Source organism: Paenibacillus sp. M2 (assembly GCF_046713495.1).
GTDB classification, from domain to species: Bacteria; Bacillota; Bacilli; order Paenibacillales; family Paenibacillaceae; genus Paenibacillus; species Paenibacillus amylolyticus_B.
This window is the reverse complement of sequence record NZ_CP169648.1, coordinates 3,127,667-3,147,291: the sequence shown is the minus strand read 5'-3', so window position 1 is coordinate 3,147,291 and position 19,625 is coordinate 3,127,667. Positions and strand designations below refer to the sequence as shown.

The following is a 19,625-nucleotide window of genomic DNA, read 5'->3' as shown; positions in this document are numbered from 1 at the left end:
CTCACTTAAGTATTGGTTGTTTCATTTTACGAAAAGCCGATGGGGTCATCCCCAGACGTTTACGAAATACAGCATGCAAATAGTTGGCATTATTGAAGCCTGAAGCAAGAGCAATCTGTTCAATGGATACGTTACTTTCCTCCAGATTGCGGCACACGGCGCGCAGACGAATATCCTCCAGTACGCGGCTGAACGGCATCTCCGGCTGTACTTGGTAGAAGATTCGTTGCAATTGTCTGCTGCTAATATGAAGTTTCTCAGCTACATGCTCCAGCGTGACCACTGTAGGATGATTCGCTTCCATATACTGCACTGCATACTCATAGCGATATACCGACATATCCCGGACAGGGGCTTCCGGTCGATTCCCCCCGGTGTCGTATGCGCGCACGGTTTTGAGTAATATGCTGATAACCAGTTGCTTGATCGACGTATAATAACCTAACAATTTCTGATCAGATGCCTCATAGGCTTCCAAAAAACAATGCATTGCCCGATGATAATCATTCACTGGGGTAAGCGGAAGCGTTCTCAGCTTTTCAATCGTTTCCTCCGATTCAGCTGCTTCCCAGGGATCGACATGCTCTCTTGGCCTGTGAACGATATCCACATGAAGACATAGTTCATCCATGTCCTCTTTAGCATCAGCCTCCTGATAATGAACGACACCCGGTCCAGTCAAATACAGCATACCTTCCGACAGTGCATGTGTCTGATCATCCAGAATAACTTTACCTTTACCTCTCGGGATAAAATGAAACTCAAACTCCGCATGATTATGGAAATCCACAACTCGGCCCGCTGGAAAAGAAGTCAGATGAAATCGCATCACACGAATCTCATAATGTCCCCACACCATTGCAATATCCAGTCTCTCCAGGAGATCCTGCCGTTCAAGCATTTTCTCATAAGGATACAGGCTCAAGATTGCACACCTCCTTAATAAAACCTAACCCTTCAATTCATTCAGAGTGATTCTGCGCCCTTCTTTGGCAGAGAGATTCGCTGATTCCATCAAACGGGTCAGCTCCATAGCGATTTGCACGTTTTCAGTTGCATCCGTATCATTTTGTATATGTGCGACCCATTGATTGAATGCGCTTTCCCTTTTGTCTGCCAAAGGAAGTTCAGTCCAGTCATCATATTGTCCCTGTGCTGCTTTTGTACGAATCAACAGCTTATCATCAGGTGTCCCGTACAGAAGCGTACCTTCCGTACCATGAACCTCAATCGTAAATGGAGAATGGCTGTTCACAAAACCAGCTTCAACAACGCCAACTGCTCCGGAATCCGTAAACAAGGTTGCAACGGCATTATCTTCAACTTCTTTGCCTGTAATGTATCCGAAGTTTGCATTAACCGCTGTTACTTCCTGACCCAGAAACAGTTTGGCCAGATACATTGGATGGCAGCCCAGATCAATCAGTGCACCGCCCTGACAATCCTTCAGATCATAGAAGTGTTCAGGTAACCAGTTCGAAATCGCTCCATCATGCGATAAACGCGCTCTAACATAAGTCACTTTGCCAAGCAATCCCTGGTTAAGTACCTCCTGAATCGTTAGCGTGTACCCTGCATTCAGACGTGGTAAGGAGACTGTCATCTTGACTTTGTTTGCCTTTACCTCATGAAGGATTCTGTTGGATTCCGCTTGTGTCGCTGCAATAACTTTCTCCGTGAAGATGTGTTTCCCTGCTTTTGCAGCAGCGGTGATCACTTCTTCATGGAAGCGGGTTGGCGCATCTACAATAACGGCATCGATGTCATCCTTGGCCAGCATATCTTCGAGTGAAGCATAGAAGGGTACGTTTAAACGTTCAGCCGCTTCCTGTCCCCGCTTGGCATCTTCATCCCACACGGCTGCGATGATTGTATCTTCATGTTCCTGTGCCTGCTTGATGTAATCCCATGCGTGAACATGCCACAAGCTAATTTTCCCAATTCGAATGGTCAATGTATCTTACCTCCATACTATATAATATTCTGACATTTATCTATAAGTTATCACAGACTTAATCTATTTTTAATAGAAACTCACGACAATAAATGTATAAAATCACGACACATTATAGTGTTAGAAATTAATGCCCAATAACAGGATTTGATTTGAATTTCAGGATTGACAATGCAGATAGTCATTGAAACTCAATTCTCCATCCCTTCAAGTGCTCTTCGCCATAAGCCATGGCATAGTGTTGAAACTGCCGCTGTAATGTTGTCATCTGCTCCGAAATAACTTCGCTATTCGTTCTAACTGTAAATACAGTGTGCAAGTATCATTGTCCCTCATATTGTTTATAATCGACGCGCTCTTTACACTCATTTTGTTTATTGGTTTAGGTGTGAAAATGAGCGTCTTTTTATAGGCTCTGCTATCGGGATGCAATGAGTTACTACGATTAGATATAAAATATGGCTAATCCCTGATGAACCACCAGGGAATGAAGAAGAACCGACCACTTTTTCATAGCCGGCTCTTCTCATAAAAATCATATAGATATCGCGATATTATGTCTCTACAACAGTAAGTGCGTTATTCGGGGCTTTTTGGTTCATGATCGGCACCATGACCAGTGCGCCAAGAAGAAATAATAATCCTGCACCGCCATAGATCGTACTTAGCGAAAAAGCATCCTTTAAAGCGCCTGCGAAGGACATGGAAATGACCATCATGCCAACGAACATCGGATTCAGAACCCCATTCACCCGACCGACGATGGATGCATGTGACCATTTCAGAATCATTGTGCTAATCCCAATATGGATGCATGGGAACACAAGCCCATTCAGAAATTGAACAGTCAGGGTGAGCGGAACGCTCGTCGAATACCCTACAATAGCTGTACAGAAAGCGCCTGCGATCATACCTATCGCAAGAAGAACCTGCGGCGGAACCCGTTTCGCGAAGACAGCTACGATTCCGCCACCAATCAGCATGGCTGCGCCATTCACCATCAGCAGATATTGCAGGAACTCCTTACTCCTGCCCAGCCGCTCCGTTACAATAAACAAGTTGAGAGCTTGGGCGACGCCAACAGCGAGTCCCGCGAGAATAAACGCGAGTCCGAGCATGCGCAGCACTTGGCTTTGCCAGACATAGCGGAAGCCTTCAATGAATTCTTTACGGAACTGTCCTTTCACAGCGGCCGTTTGTGCTTCCATATTATCCTCTGGCAGACGAATAAGGACGAGTGCGGAGAGCAAAAAAACCACACCCATGACAGCGATCGATGTTTCAAGACCAAACGTGCTGTATATGAACGTGCCCAGCACCGGCCCAAGCACCATAAAGATGGCCATCAGCGATTGGAACAGAGCCATCCCTTGCTGAAGCTGTTCTTCAGCCACATGATACTTAAACAATCGCATGCTTGAAGGCTGGGAGAACTGCGAAAGAATTGCCGAGATGAATGCGACAAGGTAGACGGATTGCCAAGAACCGTAATGTATGGTCAGAAGTACTACGAATACCGATACCGCGGATAATAAATCGCACCAGATCATCGTTCGCTTCGGCCGCCAGCGGTCGGCAAATGTACCTCCTATGAATGAAAAAACAAAAATAGGTGCGAATTCTGCTACGCTGATTAGTGAAATGGCGTATGGATCATTGTTTGTTCTTTCCGCAACATACAGGAGAATAGCGAAATTACGTACCCAGATACCGATCTGCAGGAGCACGCTTGATAATAAAATCGTCTGCAGAAACCGATTGCGAAACAGGCTTGATGCATTGGTGCCCTTTTCATGCCTATTCAATCTTTTCAACCTCCAATTTGTCATAAAGATGCCCATCCTAAGTAATGATATGACGTCTCCTTTCAATTCTTAATTATATGGACATTATTGTCGTTCACCTCCTACTAAAGACTGAATTTACAGAGTACATATCCCAAAACTCCTATAGATTCTTGGGGGGACTCCCCTCCTGAGCCAGACTGGCATGGTGTGAGTATGACGGACTAAACGTCATTGATCGGGATATGCTCCAACGCAACTTGCTCCCATGAAGTTACAATAGACTAAGGGTGAAGTAATCATCCGTAAAGAGGTTGTTTTTTTGAATAGAGGTGGCCTACCAGATATATGAAGTCAGATCTAGTTCTTTTGATCTAACTTAATTTGTTGTAGAAAAATATCCTTGGGTCTGATAGACTATAATATAATTGACCATCAGGAGGACATGATAAATGAAAATAGTAACAGGCATATTGTTGACCGCTGCATTTCTGACTCTTACGGCATGCTCATCTACGCCAACCACTGCAACAAGCGACACGCAATCAGGTAACACAAGTGCTGCAACGACGGCGAAGACTACAGAAACACCTAAAGAACCTGTCGAACCAAAAGAAGAAGTTGAAGAACAACAAGTTGAAGCCGTTACGTCTATCAAAAAAGGCGAAACTGTTACAATCGAAGATTTCGCTGACATAACCGTGACTTCGAATAAGATTGCCAAAAAGATAGAGCCATCCAAACCAGGTAGATTTTATACATACTATCAATCAAAAGAAGCGGACTCTAGCTATTTTGCACTGATCCTCAAAGCAAAAAATTTGAGTACGGAAAGTATTACCGCAGACAAAATCGCGGAGGTCGGTCTGAAATACGACAATAAGTATGATTATGATACGTTTAGTACGATTGAAGAACGGGGCGGCGAAGACTTTACCTATACGAACATTACTGATATAGACCCGCTCAAAACCGGAACGATTTACTATCTTGTTGAGATCCCGAATGAAGTGGCCAAAAGCGATAAACCGTTGAAAGCAGAAATTAAAATTCAGGATCAAACGTTTGAATATACAGTAAGATAAATACTTCATTCCAGATTAATCAAGAAGCCTTCGTTTGGTACTCAACTGAACGAAGGCTTCTTGATTATTTAAACGCTCGTTGTCATGCAATTCAATGCCAATGGCAGGAAGGTGTTTGAATGGGACTGCTTTTGGTTTTCAATACAAACATATGCCCAAGGCCCTGCTGTTCAACCTGGCTTGAACGTATAGTCCGGTAACAAACTCATGTTGCCGGGTGACATGCTGGAGCTCTGTAAACGTATCGACCCATGTTCAACGGGGCTTCACATATCCAAACATGATTTTTTGTAGGTCATGGGAACTGTTTTTGTTACAAGGTCCACGTCCCTAAAGCCCCACGTTCTCCCGGCTCCCCCCCATCGTAAACCAACCAAAAAAAAGGCCAACCAGTAATTACTGGCTAACCTGATAATACGAAAAAGCTGCTTGAATAGTGACTTCTAGTGAAGAAAAATCTGTTCGTGACATTACGCCATCATGAAAGAGTGCTCTGCTGTTTGTAATTACACACTCAACAAAGCTTGTAACCTTGTGTAACTATTTTGTACCCAGATATCGTCTGGCTTTGACCCTGCAACGTGTCCTTAACCCGTTCCAGCACATCGCTCTCATAAACGGAGGCACATTCAAATCCAGTTTGCACGTTCAATTCAACGGGTTCGGAGTTCAGATTATACCAGCGAGCAATCAAATCTCCTGTTTCCTCTGCGATCTTCAATGTGGAGAAGGCTAGTGACGAACTTTGTGCATTCCATGCCAGCCATTGCTTCGACAGAGGTAGTTCCACCTGTTGCCCATCAGCTCCAGCATGACCCTCTTGCTCAAACGTGCGTGCTAATGCCCCTAGCTGCACAGTTGTCCACGGAATCGGATACACGTATGCGGATGCACATGCACCTGACTGTGCCGCATCACCTGCAAATGGAATAATCGCATATTCCACACTCTGAGGTCCCAGACATTGGGCTTCCGGTGTTTCAAACACACCCCAATCTCCTAGTTCCGAAGAGGCGCGCAGCAGCGTAACCGCAATCGTACTACCTTCTTCATGCTGTAAAATCTCGTATTCATTCAGCCCTTTGTTTGCAATCATTAATCCATGATCACCATCGGTCACATGTACAAATGCTTGCTGATGCTGCGCATTACTCGGATTCACCCATTCTTTGGCCGGTGTATTGGAACGTTTGGCAATTTCAAAGATGGAATCTGCATAATGATCCTCTGTCACCAATCCCGATGGAAAGAGTGCCCGCAGTCGATGATCCTTGGCCTGATTGTTAAAGTCAGATTTTACCTTGACCATATTACTGCCTGCTTCCAATGTATACGTTGTCGTAATAACCAACGGAACAGTGTTCGGGGCTCGCTGCGCCTTCCGTTCTGTAAAAGGAACCATTTGGCGTTTCTCCAGCTCGAACAGTTCATCTGCTCCAGCAGGAATATTCCAGTGTAATACACTTTCCATGACTGCACGATACGGAGATTGCTCCACGATCCGCAGGTCTGCCTTCAGATGCTCAAAGGTCAGCGTTGTCTCTCCCTCTGGTTGTCGGTAGACATATTCATTGCCGATATCACCGGTATTCTCATATGAATTCAATCCCCTGTACACAGCACCGGAGACCTTATCCTCAATTGTAGCCGTACCATTCTCTTCAAGCGTCACCCGCAAATGACCGTTTTCCATCATCATTCCATGAACCTGAATGAGTTCGCTTGTATCGGGCACTTCAGCAATCTCAGCATTCTCTGTTGGCGTATGAACTGGAATGAGAGCATAGGTCTTATAACCCAGCGAAGGTACATCCACCGCCTGGAAAGTCACTCTTACTTTACGAGCCATATAAGGCTGGCGGAAGCGATCCTTCGGAAGTTCATAACCAAAATGTGCACCCAGATCGTTAATTTCTGCCGAATACGTGCGTCCATCCGAATCGATCAGCTGATATACTGGCAGTTCATCTTTTTCCACTTTCTGCGCAAGTGCCTGGGGATTAGGACCTTCTGGGAAAAATGCTTTGTCCACAATCAGATCCATTTCAATGATTCCATTTCGATTCCAACCACTCGTGTTGAACACAGTGAACAGCACCGCTTCCTCCCCCCAAGCCTCAGCAGGTTGCACATGAATGGACTCAGCAATCGCCTGCGCACTCTGGGAAACCAATTTCTCTGCAAGTTGTCTGCTCTTGGCGAAGCGGGTCACCATCTCACGGTGGATCTCATCCACACTGCATCCGCAGATGCTATCATGCGGGTGGTTCTGCATCAGCATCTTCCATGCATGCGTCAACAGATGATGTGGATAATCTTTTACCCCGGCTATGTGGGCCATGGCGGCCAGTGGTTCGGCTACCTTTTCAAGCAACGTCTGCCCCTGCTGATTCAACTGTTTCAGATAAACCCTGGCAGATGCCGTATTCACCAGTGTTCCCCAACCATCTGTGTGCTGACTGCGAAGCTCGCCCTCAATGGTCGCCAGATGCTCAGGCACATCCTTCGTAACCGCCTCAATGTAATCGTCAAAATTGGAGTGGATAAATTCTACATCAGGATACAACGCAGCCGCCGTACGTAAAGCCTCTGGCAGATCCGTCTGGATCGGCTGATGATCACAACCATTCATGAACAACAGATGTGAAGTCGATGCAAACTTCTCGGCATCTTCCAGATTTTTATCCCAATATACTCGGGCTTTCTCCGGATCAACCGGAACTTCCATCCCATTGCAGTACCAATTCGCGAACAAAATGCCGAGCACTTCCGAACCATCCGGCGAACGCCAGATCATCTCGGAATAGGGAGATTCGTAACTGTCTGCATCAACCACCGCATTATTGAATCCCGTAGGTTTTACCCCACGCCCAAAGATCGCGTTATGAATATCCGCCTGTTGCAGAATCTGCGGCGCCTGTCCCATATTTCCGAACGAGTCTGGGAAGTACCCCGTCTTGGATATCACACCCAAAGGTCGAGCATCACGATGACCGATGAGCAGATTACGCAAGTTGGCCTCGCTGCTGGTCAGAAACTCATCCTGTAACACATACCATGGACCAAAATGGATGCGTCCTTCACGAATATAACGGTCGAGCCTCTCCTGTTGTTCAGGCCGAACCTGCAAATAATCTTCACGAATAATCGTCTGCCCATCCAGATGGAAATAGCGATATTCCGGGTCCTGATCAAGCGTGTCCAGCAGTTTATCCATCAGCTCAATGAGCAGTACATGATGGTGTTCATAAGGCATATACCATTCGCGGTCCCAATGGGTATGCGAGATGAGATGTGCCGTCTTTTTGGTTGTCATGTTGCGTACCTCCTGTCATTAACCTTTGGTTGCCCCGCCCATGCTGAAGCCCTTGGACATGTAACGCTGGGAGAAGATGTATAGCACAACCGAAGGCATCGTATAAAGTAGTGAAAATGCAGCCAATCTGCCGTATTCAACCATACCGTGGCTGCCAAAAAATTGATAAATCGTGACCGATGCCGGAAGTTTCTCCGGTGTCTGGAGCAGGATGTATGGCACGAAGAAGTTGCCCCAACTTCCCGAAAAGGTAAATATCGCGATCGTTGCAATACCCGGCAACATCAATGGCGCTACAATTCGTCTCAATCCGTTCCACACGGATGCACCGTCAATCCATGCCGATTCTTCCAGATCAATGGGCACCGAATCCATGAAGTTTTTCATCATCCAGATGCCGTAAGGAAGTGAGGATGCGGTCAGGAACAGCATCGTGGCAATGATGCTATTTTGCATTTTGAAGAACAGAAACATTTGAAATACCGGAACCATCACGGCAGTAATCGGAAGTGCTGTCATGAACAGAATAGATAACAAGAAGCTTTTTTTGAATCTCATTTCATAACGGGATAATGGATACGCAGCAAGAACAGATACCAGAACAACCAATATCGCTTGCCCTCCCGACAGAATCAGGCCCACACCGAATGAACGAAGATTGCTCGAATCCCCGAGTACATCCTTGAAATTTTGAATGGTCCAGGTACTGGACATTTTGATACCCTGTTGCGCGTTCGGGTCAAATGAAGCCAGAATGATCCAGAGCAGCGGCAATAAAAAACAGAGCCCCAGAAAAACTAGAATCCCGTACTGGATTTTGCGTTGAAGCCCATGTTTGACCATAGGGATCGAACCTCCTTCATGGTTACACTTTCACTTTCATGGATCGCATGTAGAACAGGCTGGCGATAATACCAATGAACAACAGAACCAGAGATATGGCTGTGCCGTATCCAAATTGATAATTCACAAAGGCCTGGTTGTACATGAAGATTGGCAAGGTTTGTGTCGAAGTACCCGGGCCACCACCGGTCATCGTATAGATCAGCGTGAACACACCCAGTGTCTGTAGGGTAACCAACATCATGTTGGTCACGATGGACCCTTTTACCATTGGAATTGTAATGTGTCTGACGATCTGGAACCCTGTAGCACTGTCAATAATGGCAGCTTCTTCGACTTCCTTCGGAATATCATCCAGAGCCGATTGGTAGACCATCATCGAAAAGGCTGTGCCGTGCCAAATATTTGCGATAATGACACTCACCATTGGGAAACTGAACAACCAGGAGATCGGATTCGCCCCAAACCAGCCAAGAATCTGATTCAATGAACCATTGTCACTGAAAAAGGCAACCATACAGAAGGCCACCACAATCTCGGGTGTCACCCAGCCAGCAATGACGATGATGCCAATGACCCGGCGGAACGTCACATTTTTTTCCTTCATTAGAAGAGCCAGAATGAACCCAAGCAATACCTGACCAATCACTGCGGAGAAGATGAGAAAGACCAGCGTACGCCAGACACTAATGCGGAAGTCCGGATCATGGAACATATTAATGAAATTCTGAAATCCGACGAACTCCAGACTCTTGGCTGCCGCCCCGGTCAGAGCCATATTCGTAAAGGCAAAGCAGATCGTCAGAATGATGGGAACAATGAAAAACACAAGCAATAACAGTACGGAAGGCATGAGAAACAGAAATGAACCTGGTGCTTTCCTTTTCATAAGTCACTCTCCATTCGAACCGGAAAAAGGGGAGTATTATGCCTCCCCCTCCGAATATATCGATATCCTTATTTCTCTTCGATGCTGTCCGCGCCAAGGGAACGGGATACGTTATCCTTCAATTGTGTAACTCCCTCTTCCGGCGTCAGCTTGCCAGAGGCAATACTCTCAACGATGCTTTGCAATTGTGCGGATACCGCTGCATATTGATCGTTCGCTGGACGGAAATGGGCTACATTCAAGAGTTCCTGTGCTTCTTTGGTATATGGACGATCGGTATAACCTTCAACTTCTGTGGAATCATTACGTGGACTGAGGCTGCCTTCCGCTACGACGCGCGCAGTCGCATTCTCCTTATTCATCAGGAACTCGATAAATTTCCAAGCTGCTTCCTTATTCTTCGCTTGTGCAGGAACGGACCAAGCCCATCCTCCAGACATCGTCGTTGCTCCAGGTTCTTCCCCATTTTGTGTCGGGAATGGCGCAAATCCTATTTTCTCTTCGACGTTGGCAATTGGAGCCGCACCATTCTCGGCCCATGTCGAACCTGCCCAGCTACCATCTACAGCCATCGCCAGTTTGTCTTGCGGGAACTGTTGCTGGAATGCAATACTTCCAGCTTGTCCATTCAAGGCGACCTGCATGGTCGGACCTGTTTTATCCGTGTTAAACACTTGATCTATGAATTTGAATGAATCCAAAAGACCTGGGCTGTTAACGACCCATTTCTTGCTGGTGTCGTTATACAGCGTATCCGCCGTACCATAGAGCAGCATTTCCAGCGTTTGCATGGTGACACCTTCACCGTTTGCTTTGCCCACGATCATATTAAGCGGTGTCACACCCGGCAGTTTTTGCTTGATGGTACGTGCTGCTTCGAGTACCTCTGCCCAGCTTGCAGGTTTAAATGGAACTTCCAGACCTGCTTTTTGAAACAGTTCCTTGTTGTACCAGATTCCACGTGTATCCGAGGTAGCCGGAACGCCATATACCTTGCCGTCTTCACCCGTAACCCCTGCCTTCAGGTTGTCGATGATGTGTTCTTCCCAATCGGGCCAGCCCTTAACCTGTGTATCCAGCGGCTCCAGATATCCCGCAGCAGCATCGGATTTGATGATGGATGTATCTTCGGCAATAACATCAGGCGCCGTGTCAGGCGATTTCATCTGCAAAACCATTTTGGAGGTATAATCACCCTCACTTGCCAATACAGGCGCAATGTTGATTTTGATATCCGGATTTTCTTTCTCGAACTGATCCACCAAACCTGATTGGAAAAACTTCGTAAGTGTATCTTCAGATCCTGAAGAACGGAACGATACAGTTACTTCCTTCTTACCGTCACTGGTTGTGCCTGTGCTTGAGCTTCCGCCCGAACAGGCTGTAGTAAGAATGAGCAAGGATGTCATAACTGCTGCTACCGGCATTTTCAATGATATTTTTCTCATGATTCGCTCTCCTCTTGTCGGAATTCAACGAACTCCGAACGTTATGATGTACTCGCAGGTTATCTCTTGCTTCCCTATCTATTTCTGTACGCGGAATCCGCAATAATCCATAATCAGTTCACTAAAGAGCATGTTGGACCATGAAAACCATGGACGTGTATATTCATGTGGATTGTTGGCCGAAAAACCTTCATGGGTCAGTCCGGTATCCGCATCCGTCTTATGGATAAGCTGAAGCAATCGTAGTTTTTCATTGCGATCCTCTGTAGTCAGCCCCTGCATCGATAAAGCGATATGCCAGATGTACCCTTCTGGTGTATGCGGACTACCGATTCCCGCTGCTGCTGTTCCCTCATAAAAATACGGGTTGTTCGTGGATAAAATGAAACGGCGTGTATTCTGATACACCTCGTCGTTCTCCTCGACATATCCGAGATAAGGTAAAGACAGCAGGCTCGGCACATTGGCATCATCCATCAGATTGTGATTGCCTTTCCCATCCGTTTCGTATGCATATATGGTTCCATATTCCGGATGTTCAACGGTGCCATAATCCTGAATTCCTTTGTTGATTTGTTCCTCCAACTGCTGTGCAGTCGCTGCCAGCATTTCATCCTTGAACACAGCTTCAGCAATTTCCTGCAGATATCGAAGCGCCACAACGGCGAACATATTGGATGGAATCAGATAACCATATTCACAGCGATCATCGCTAGGACGGAATCCCGACCAGGTCATGCCGGTATAGACTGTTTCAGTACCTCGTCCCTCTCGGGTGAGCGTATCGGTTTCGGGAGCATCCAGACGTTGGAACGTGTAGGGTGATTTCGTCTCATGATGCTGTTCCACTTGCCATAACTGCATGATGATCTGGGTTGCTTTACGGAACGTATTATTGAATTGAGTTGTTCTTCCCGTGTTCTTCCACAAGAGATAACTGAGCTGAATCGGATAAGCCAGAGAGTCGATCTCATACTTCCGTTCCCAGATCCAATCATTCATCTGCGTCAGGTCTTCCTGATGTCCTTTCCCACTCTCCGTCTCATTAAAAGCGTTTGCATAAGGGTCCAGGAGAATATAATTCAGTTGACGTTCAACCAGCCCAGCGATCATGTCGGCGATATCTTCATCCTCTGAAGCGAGAACCAGATAAGGTCTGACCTGAGCGGCAGAATCACGTAACCACATGGCAGGGATATCTCCCGTAATCACAAAAGTTGTTCCATCTTCTTTGCGCTGAATTGTGGTCGCCATCGTATTGGTAAAACAATTTTTGAACATTTGATTAAGTTCCGGATGGTCTGGCATACGTTTGTTAACCTGATCAATCATGTCGTATATCGAGGGGGAAATTTCTTGATCATCTCTGGGTGTCAGCATGTTGTCCTCCTTATGTAATCCAATTTGTTAACCGCTTTCATCATCCTAAAACGAATATAATGTTATGTCAATATGTTTATTTGTATATTAGCATGCTATTTTAAATTAAGGACAATAAATAGTATACCATTTAAAGTAATTCTCCCCATTTTATCCACATAAAAAAGAGACCTCGTTTACACGAAGTCCCTGATTGAACACAATGAATATTAAGTTGCTAAAATTACCCCTTTTGTTTCACTATACTTGTTGACTTACCCTTCACCAAACGGGCAGGCAAAATAACCCTATTCACTGCCATCTCGTTGTTCTGCATACTCTGAAGCACCATCTCGAACGCCTGTTTTCCCATATCAAACTGGCTTTGTCTCATATGTGTTACACGGCTTCTTTCGGCAGCGTTTGGACTGTCAAAACAAATGATGGACATATCTTCAGGTATCCTCAGACCAAGCCGATCCGCTGCCTGTTCTGCAAGTAAAGCAATATGATACTCCGCAGCAAAGAGTGCAGTAATCTGGGGGTATTTCTGTAAATGTTCCACCAGTGTCTCCACATCACGGACCTCGACTTGAGGATCAAACACACTTGGCAGTGTCGAAAGAAAAGATTCTAACCACAGTTCCCTGTTCACCAGCACTCCTTGATCATTATGAGCCTCAATGATTCCTTCAATTCGTTCTTCAATCGGTGTAGTGTTCGCCGGAGGCTGCGTCAGAAAAGCGATGTGTCGGTGACCGAGATCGAACAAATAATTCATCCCTTCTCGCGCCGCGCCTACATTATCCGTACTCACAGATGAAGCCGGAATGCCTTTTAAGTACCGGTCAATCAGGACAAACGGGAATTTGTTAACGACCAATTTAAGAATCTCATCGCTGAAATATTCACCTTGTGCCGGGAAAATAATCAATCCATCCACACCCAGTTCCAGCAGTTCCTGAATGCTCTGTTCCTCCTGCTCGGGAATCCCGAAGGAGCGTCTAAGTACGAGAAAACAATCATGCTCTCGCGAAGCTTCCTCCATGCCATATAACAGTTCTGTACCATACATATCGCTGAAGTTAGTGATGACCAGACCAATGAGCAGCTTCTTCTCTGGATCTTTGATCGCAGCACGCGGAGCAGGTCTGTTAGGTCTTTCTTGTGTCATATCTGCTGTATCAGCTACAAAAGAACCCCGTCCCGGCTGACGAACAATCAATTGTTCACTCGCCAACATTTCAAGCGCCTTTTTCGTCGTAATCCGGCTCACTCCGAATTCATCACATAATTCCTTCTCCGAAGGAACACGTTCACCCACTTGATATTGATGAAGCTGTATCCGTTCGCGCAAGGATTCAAAGATCTGTTCATACATCGGCTTGGATGCCGAGTCTTTCCCCAATACAAGCACCTCCATAAATACCCATACTTCTCATGTTCTACATCCTAATATATCATGTTATATCATTAATGTGAAGAACGGAGACAACTCACCTGCTGTCATATGAGAGCAAAAGAAAAAGCTTCCCAATGGATGCTTCATTAATCTTAGGCGTCAGATGTGAATCGAGATACAACAAAAAGCCGACAAGCCCTAATACCTCGGCTTATCGGCTCCTTGCTTAGATGGTCAAAATGTAGTTTTCATCCATGTCATACTTTGCATAATTAAGGTTGCAGACCCTCAGCAGACGGTGGACCCACTTCCGTTTCAGTCTCTTCAGGGCTCGAATCTGGTTCTGGAACGGATTGTTCTTGTGCTGCGCTGACGAACAATCGTCCAGCTGCTTCCGCCTCTACTTTGTTGCCTGCTGCATCCTGAGCTCGAATCACAATGACTCCACCATCCAGAACAAGGGATGAAGGTGTTGTGTACGTACCCGTGTAACGACCAGGTTCGGTCTCCACTAATGGAATCTCTCCTGCCCCTTGGGCATTCAGATTCAGCGGTAACTGAATCCGGAAAGATGCTTGCAAACCAGGTTTACTGTCAAATGAAACAGTAACACTCTCTCCTGATGTGATTCGAACATCCTCAGCCGGAGTAATATTCGTAAGTTCTGGCAACGCCGTTTCCACGTAGACGGTGCGGGTTACGGTAGTTTTATTGCCAGCGAGATCGGTTGCTGTAATGGTAATCGTGTTCTCGCCTTCGTTAACCAATACGCGATGACTGAAGCTTCTGTCTTTGCCCACTTGTACGGTTTGTCCGTTAACAGTCAACTTATCGAGGAATTGTTCCACGACATTACCCGTTACGTGAACAACTTCCGCATTGATGCGATCTCCTTGAGTTGGCGTAACAATGGTCAACTGCGGTTTGGTCTGATCCAGAATAATGACGACGGGGAGTGAGCGGTCGGTCGTTTTCCCGTCCACCACTGCCTCGGCAGTAATCGCATTAATCCCAGAACGGAGTTTCACACCGTAAGAGAACTTCCCATTTACCACAGTTGTCGTACCAGCCAGATCTTTGCCGTTGTAGATCTTGATCTGAGCGCCGGATGCCGGAGACGTTCCCGACACGGTGAAGGTTGATTGATTCGTATACGTGTTCGCAGGTGCTGTGAGCACAGGTGCATTTACCGGATATCTCACAACTGCACGAATCATGTAGTTACCTTCTTCATCAGGTGAAGTGCTCCACGCTCCACCTACTCGCTGCCAGCTTCGACCTGCATTTGGACCATCCTCATCGGTAGCGAGTCCCGGAGCGCTAGTTCCAGCTAAACTCTGTACGTACACGATATAGAAATCACCCGTTACAATGACCGGTTCCGGGAATTCAACAGTTGTCCATTGATCGTTTCGAAGTGCAGTACCGTCAAATGGTCCAGCCAGTTGTCGTCCCGGAGCTCCGCCCGCACCCGATGCATCATATACGGCATATTGGAACGCTGTGCCTCCAGGTACAGGCCATTCGGTGTTCCAGAATCGGAACGATGCACCTGTCAGTTGAGCGGTCTCCAGCTCTGGTGTCATTCGAACTGCCCAGGCGTTATCCGCAGCGTTAAAAGCTCGTGCGTTCTCTGCTGTTCCATCATCATAAGCAATTTCCCCTGGAAAACCGATGAACGGTTTCAAGGCAACATTCGCCTCTGCCGTACCATTACCAGGTACAGTTACAGTAACGGTTTTACTGTAGTAATCAGCAGCACGGATGGACAGAGTATAACTTCCTTCCAGTACCTGAATAACGAAGCTACCATCTGAACCTGTGTGGACTTCGCCTACATTGGCATCTTCCACCACGAGAACGGAAGCATCAGCCAGAGGTTGTCCTGTCCGCTCATCCGTTACAACACCTTCAATCTGCCCATGCGGGATTGCCTCCAGATTAAAGTTGGCTTTGGCTCCACTGCCATCGGTGATCGTTACCTGCTGAGTTCGAGGATAATATCCATATGCTTCAGCTTTTAACGTGTAATCACCTGCTACGTGTGTGAAGTTATACTTGCCTGTAGCTGGATCTGTCTTCACCGAACGTCCGGTTTCCAGTACGGTAACCGTTGCACTTGCAGGCAGGCTTTGTGGATTAACCGAACCTGTTTCCGGTTTTTCAACTTCCGGTTGTTGTTGTTTCGTTTTGTTAAATTCCGCTTTGTCAGTCCGCGAAATTTTGTACCATGGATTATCATAGGACGGTTTAGGTTTGTCATTGTTAAGCACAACCGCACTGTCCTCCGTTACCGTCTCAGCAGCAACTCCCAGTACACGGAAATCATCAATGAACCAGCCTGTCTTCACAACACTGTTATCTGAGGTCAGGCGGAACCGGAATTGAACTTCATTACCGGTAAGTGCATCCAGATCATAAAATACGGGTGTCCATTGTTTACCGTTTGTACTATGTGAGAATTTGCCCAGTTCTGACCATGTGGTTCCACCATCCTTGGTGACTTCCACATACCCGTAGTCGTATCCACTCTCAATCTCGTACCAATGATTAAACGTGAGTGTTCCTTCGGACACGTCCGTCAAATCAATGACCGGAGATACGAGTGAATAATTGGAGCCACTCTCATACGTATTGTCGAGATCAGTCGCCCAGACATTCGGCGGAGAAACCGCGCTGGCAGGTCCCGTTACCGGAATGCCGCGTTCCCACTCATCTTTGGTTCCTGAATGAGTCCAGCCATTATCATCACTGCCATCGAAATGATCGATGTAGATATCCTGAGGCACCTCTACTGTAATGGAGACCTCATTCGATTTATCGCTTTCATTGCCACTATAATCAAGTGCGGCAACGGTATAGTAATACGTCGAATCTGTCACCGTAGCCGTATCCGTAAACGTTGTTCCGGTTGCAGTTCCAATGGATTCATAACCTGCACCTGCGGTTGTGGAGCGATATACGATATAGGATTCAAGATCCTCATCGTTCGGACCAGTCCAGCTCAAGGCTACATTACCAAGAATATCGGCCGTCGCAGACAATCCGGCAGGTGCGCCCGGAGCAATCTCATCCAGCTCTTCTACAGCAAAATCATCAATGTACCAGCCAGCCTTTTGCAATGAATTATCACTCGTCAGATTGAACTTGATGAACACCTGTTGTCCCGCGTATTCGCGAAGATCCACATATTGTGTCTTCCAATTGCCACCTGTACCCGTGAAGGTTAACAGTTCTTGGAACACAAAATCGCTATCCTCGGAAGCGATGTATACCTTGCCAAAGTCGATGTTATTCTCCAAGTCATACCAGTGCTTGAAGGATAATAACGCACCTTCTGGACTCTCGGTAAGATCAATTGGCGGCGCAAGCAGATATGCATTGCTATTCGCTACATAAGTCCCTTGCAGATTGGTTGCAATTACCTTGTCACCGGAGTATGCACTTCCAGGACCACTGCTTGGTGTTCCCCATACCCAGGTACTTCCGGTACCACCAGTCGTGAAGCCCAGCTGATCTTCTTCAAAATCCTGAAGGTATCCTGGCTGCACACCATTGGACACAGCCACTTTATATACCTGACTTTCGAATCCGTTGTTGCCGTAATCATTCACTCGGATATAATACTCCACACCTTGCGGTTCAATAAGAAAAGCAGGGATTGTCGCTGTATACGTCCCATCTTTGTTATCTCCAGCAATTCGATTCATCGGCAGATAGACGTACTGGTTGGTACCTGTCGTTTTGGCAAAAGCCTCAACGGAGACTACCGCGACGTTATCTGTCACATGAGCGGTTAATGGTATATCAATGCCTGTAAAGGCTGAATTGACAGGGGTATGTGCCAGTACTGGCTCTTCCAGATCATCTCCGGCTGTAACCACTCTGCCGGATACTGTTCCAATCCCTTCGAGTACAGAACCCACAGCATCAAGGGCATTAATAATGCCGTGACCGTAGCCGTTATTAGGAGAGGTCGGATACTGACTATCCGTTCTCGGCGTGGCTGTATCTGTAATGATCTGCTCCAGCTGATCCACGGTAAGGGAATGATTGGCCTGAAGCAGCAGTGCAGCAAGGGCGGTTGTATGCGGACCTGCCATGGATGTTCCGTTCCAGCCTCCTTCATATACACCGCCCGGAACTGATGAACGGATATTCACACCAGGGGCAGATACTTCCGGTTTGATCTCATCATAAGGGGATGGGCCCAGTAGGGAGAACGAAGCCAGATTTCCGTTGATATCGGTTGCTCCTGTAGCAAAACTTTCAGGATAGTTAGCCGGGTTAGCAACAGAACCAGGTCCGCCCGGGTTACCCAGTCTCACATTTCCTGCTGAGAATTCCGGAAAAATCTGAGCATCACGCCAGGCTTGCACCATAGGACGGAACCATTCATCTAGTCCGGCACCTCCACCCCACGAGTTGTTTACCACATCCGGTGCAAGTTCAGGATGCAGATTGCCTTCCGCATCCACTGGAGCGATCAACCACTGTCCGCCATCCAGAATAATGGCATCCGTTGTTTCCGGATTGAATATCCGTACACCAATCCATTTCGCACCGGGAGCAACCCCGATCTGGTTGGTGCCATTCGCTTCAGAGCCAACCATCGTACCCATCGTGTGAGTACCATGTCCGTCTTCGTCCGCAGGGAGGGAAGCATTACTGTGCGGATCATACCAGCTTAGTTCGGGATCAACGATATTGCCCGAAGCATCCAGTCCCCGCCATTTGCTGCGAAGCGCCGGGTGGGTATAATCCACACCACTGTCCAGATTAGCAACAACAATCCCTGTTCCATCGATGCCCCGATCCCACACGGCTGGCGCATTGATGTAATCCAGGTTCCATTCCACGTTTTCAGTCGCAAGCTTGTCCTTGGCAGCAGGCTCCTTGTCTTTAACTCCGACTGAAGAGTCTTTAGCTGGCGTTTGTACAGCATCTTTGCCTGATGCCGCATTCGCCGGTTCTTTACTCACTTCGGCTTTCTGTAAGTATCGTGTCTCATTCGGTAGAATCTTCTCCACCTCAGGCAGCAGCGCAATCTGTTCCATGACTTCTTTGGTACTCGTCACTGCCAATGAATTGACAATAAAATAGCTTTTATATTCTTTAACCTTACCCAGGTCAACTTCCTTTTCCAGATAAGTTTCCAATGGATATTGTGTACGCGAGGCCGTTTCTCGCAGAGAGCTGACGACCGAATTACGAACGGACAGCTTTGTGGCTGAAGCCGTTTGTTTGGCTATGGTCGCCTTTTCAAGGGCCTGTTTGGAGACTGCTGCTGTATCCACCTGTTCCTTCATTTTAACCAGATAGGTAACATACTCACTACCATCAAATTCTTTGGTCAATTTGGCGTTTACTTTGGACTCCGTAACTTTGGCAAGTCCAGATTTCATATCCAATTTGGATGATGTGGAGTTTTCAGCTGAAACCGGATGAATGATCGAAAATGCAAGGAGAAGCGAGAGCCCCATGGAGATGGGCTTGCGTAACCGATTAATCTTTATCAAACTTTTCCACTCCTTTTACCCGGTTT

12 protein-coding genes are annotated in these 19,625 nt (G+C 46.8%); 1 reads left to right on the top strand and 11 read right to left on the bottom strand.

Annotation, left to right across the window (positions count from 1 at the left end; all coding sequences use genetic code 11):
• Position 1 precedes the first annotated feature (1 nt).
• The 4 genes from ACETMN_RS14395 to ACETMN_RS14380 all read right to left on the bottom strand — a co-directional run bounded on the left by ACETMN_RS14395 (position 2) and on the right by ACETMN_RS14380 (position 3,759).
• Positions 2-925 carry an AraC family transcriptional regulator gene (locus ACETMN_RS14395; RefSeq protein ID WP_256975146.1) on the bottom strand — a complete coding sequence of 308 codons (924 nt, stop codon included), beginning with the start codon at positions 923-925 and terminating at the stop codon, positions 2-4.
• Between the two features lie 24 nt (positions 926-949).
• Positions 950-1,954, bottom strand: coding sequence for a Gfo/Idh/MocA family protein (locus ACETMN_RS14390; protein WP_091016572.1), 1,005 nt, complete (start codon positions 1,952-1,954; stop codon positions 950-952).
• 181 nt (positions 1,955-2,135) lie between these two features.
• Entirely contained in the window at positions 2,136-2,273 is a 138-nt protein-coding gene (locus tag ACETMN_RS14385; protein WP_411736266.1) for a hypothetical protein, read from the bottom strand.
• Positions 2,274-2,508: 235 nt separating this feature from the next.
• Positions 2,509-3,759 (bottom strand): MFS transporter, encoded by a 1,251-nt coding sequence (locus tag ACETMN_RS14380; RefSeq protein WP_179198530.1) that lies wholly within the window; start codon positions 3,757-3,759, stop codon positions 2,509-2,511.
• Between the two features lie 431 nt (positions 3,760-4,190).
• Between ACETMN_RS14380 and ACETMN_RS14375 the strand changes: the two genes are divergently transcribed.
• Positions 4,191-4,823, top strand: a complete 633-nt coding sequence (locus ACETMN_RS14375) for a hypothetical protein (RefSeq protein ID WP_091016574.1) — start codon at positions 4,191-4,193, stop codon at positions 4,821-4,823.
• Between the two features lie 514 nt (positions 4,824-5,337).
• Here the strand turns inward: ACETMN_RS14375 and ACETMN_RS14370 are convergent.
• The 7 genes from ACETMN_RS14370 to ACETMN_RS14340 all read right to left on the bottom strand — a co-directional run bounded on the left by ACETMN_RS14370 (position 5,338) and on the right by ACETMN_RS14340 (position 19,599).
• Positions 5,338-8,139 (bottom strand): alpha-mannosidase, encoded by a 2,802-nt coding sequence (locus ACETMN_RS14370; RefSeq protein WP_091016576.1) that lies wholly within the window; start codon positions 8,137-8,139, stop codon positions 5,338-5,340.
• An 18-nt stretch (positions 8,140-8,157) separates the two neighbouring features.
• Entirely contained in the window at positions 8,158-8,982 is an 825-nt protein-coding gene (locus ACETMN_RS14365; protein ID WP_091016578.1) for a carbohydrate ABC transporter permease, read from the bottom strand.
• Between the two features lie 22 nt (positions 8,983-9,004).
• Positions 9,005-9,871: a carbohydrate ABC transporter permease gene (locus ACETMN_RS14360; RefSeq protein ID WP_091016580.1), complete on the bottom strand. Its 867-nt coding sequence runs from the start codon at positions 9,869-9,871 to the stop codon at positions 9,005-9,007.
• A 68-nt stretch (positions 9,872-9,939) separates the two neighbouring features.
• On the bottom strand, positions 9,940-11,319 hold the full coding sequence (locus ACETMN_RS14355; RefSeq protein ID WP_091016582.1) for an extracellular solute-binding protein: 1,380 nt from the start codon (positions 11,317-11,319) through the stop codon (positions 9,940-9,942).
• A 78-nt stretch (positions 11,320-11,397) separates the two neighbouring features.
• Positions 11,398-12,699 (bottom strand): glycoside hydrolase family 125 protein, encoded by a 1,302-nt coding sequence (locus ACETMN_RS14350; protein WP_091016584.1) that lies wholly within the window; start codon positions 12,697-12,699, stop codon positions 11,398-11,400.
• Between the two features lie 223 nt (positions 12,700-12,922).
• Entirely contained in the window at positions 12,923-14,095 is a 1,173-nt protein-coding gene (locus ACETMN_RS14345; protein ID WP_306299282.1) for a GntR family transcriptional regulator, read from the bottom strand.
• A 257-nt stretch (positions 14,096-14,352) separates the two neighbouring features.
• Positions 14,353-19,599 carry a S8 family serine peptidase gene (locus ACETMN_RS14340; RefSeq protein ID WP_411736265.1) on the bottom strand — a complete coding sequence of 1,749 codons (5,247 nt, stop codon included), beginning with the start codon at positions 19,597-19,599 and terminating at the stop codon, positions 14,353-14,355.
• Between the last annotated feature and the right edge of the window lie 26 nt (positions 19,600-19,625).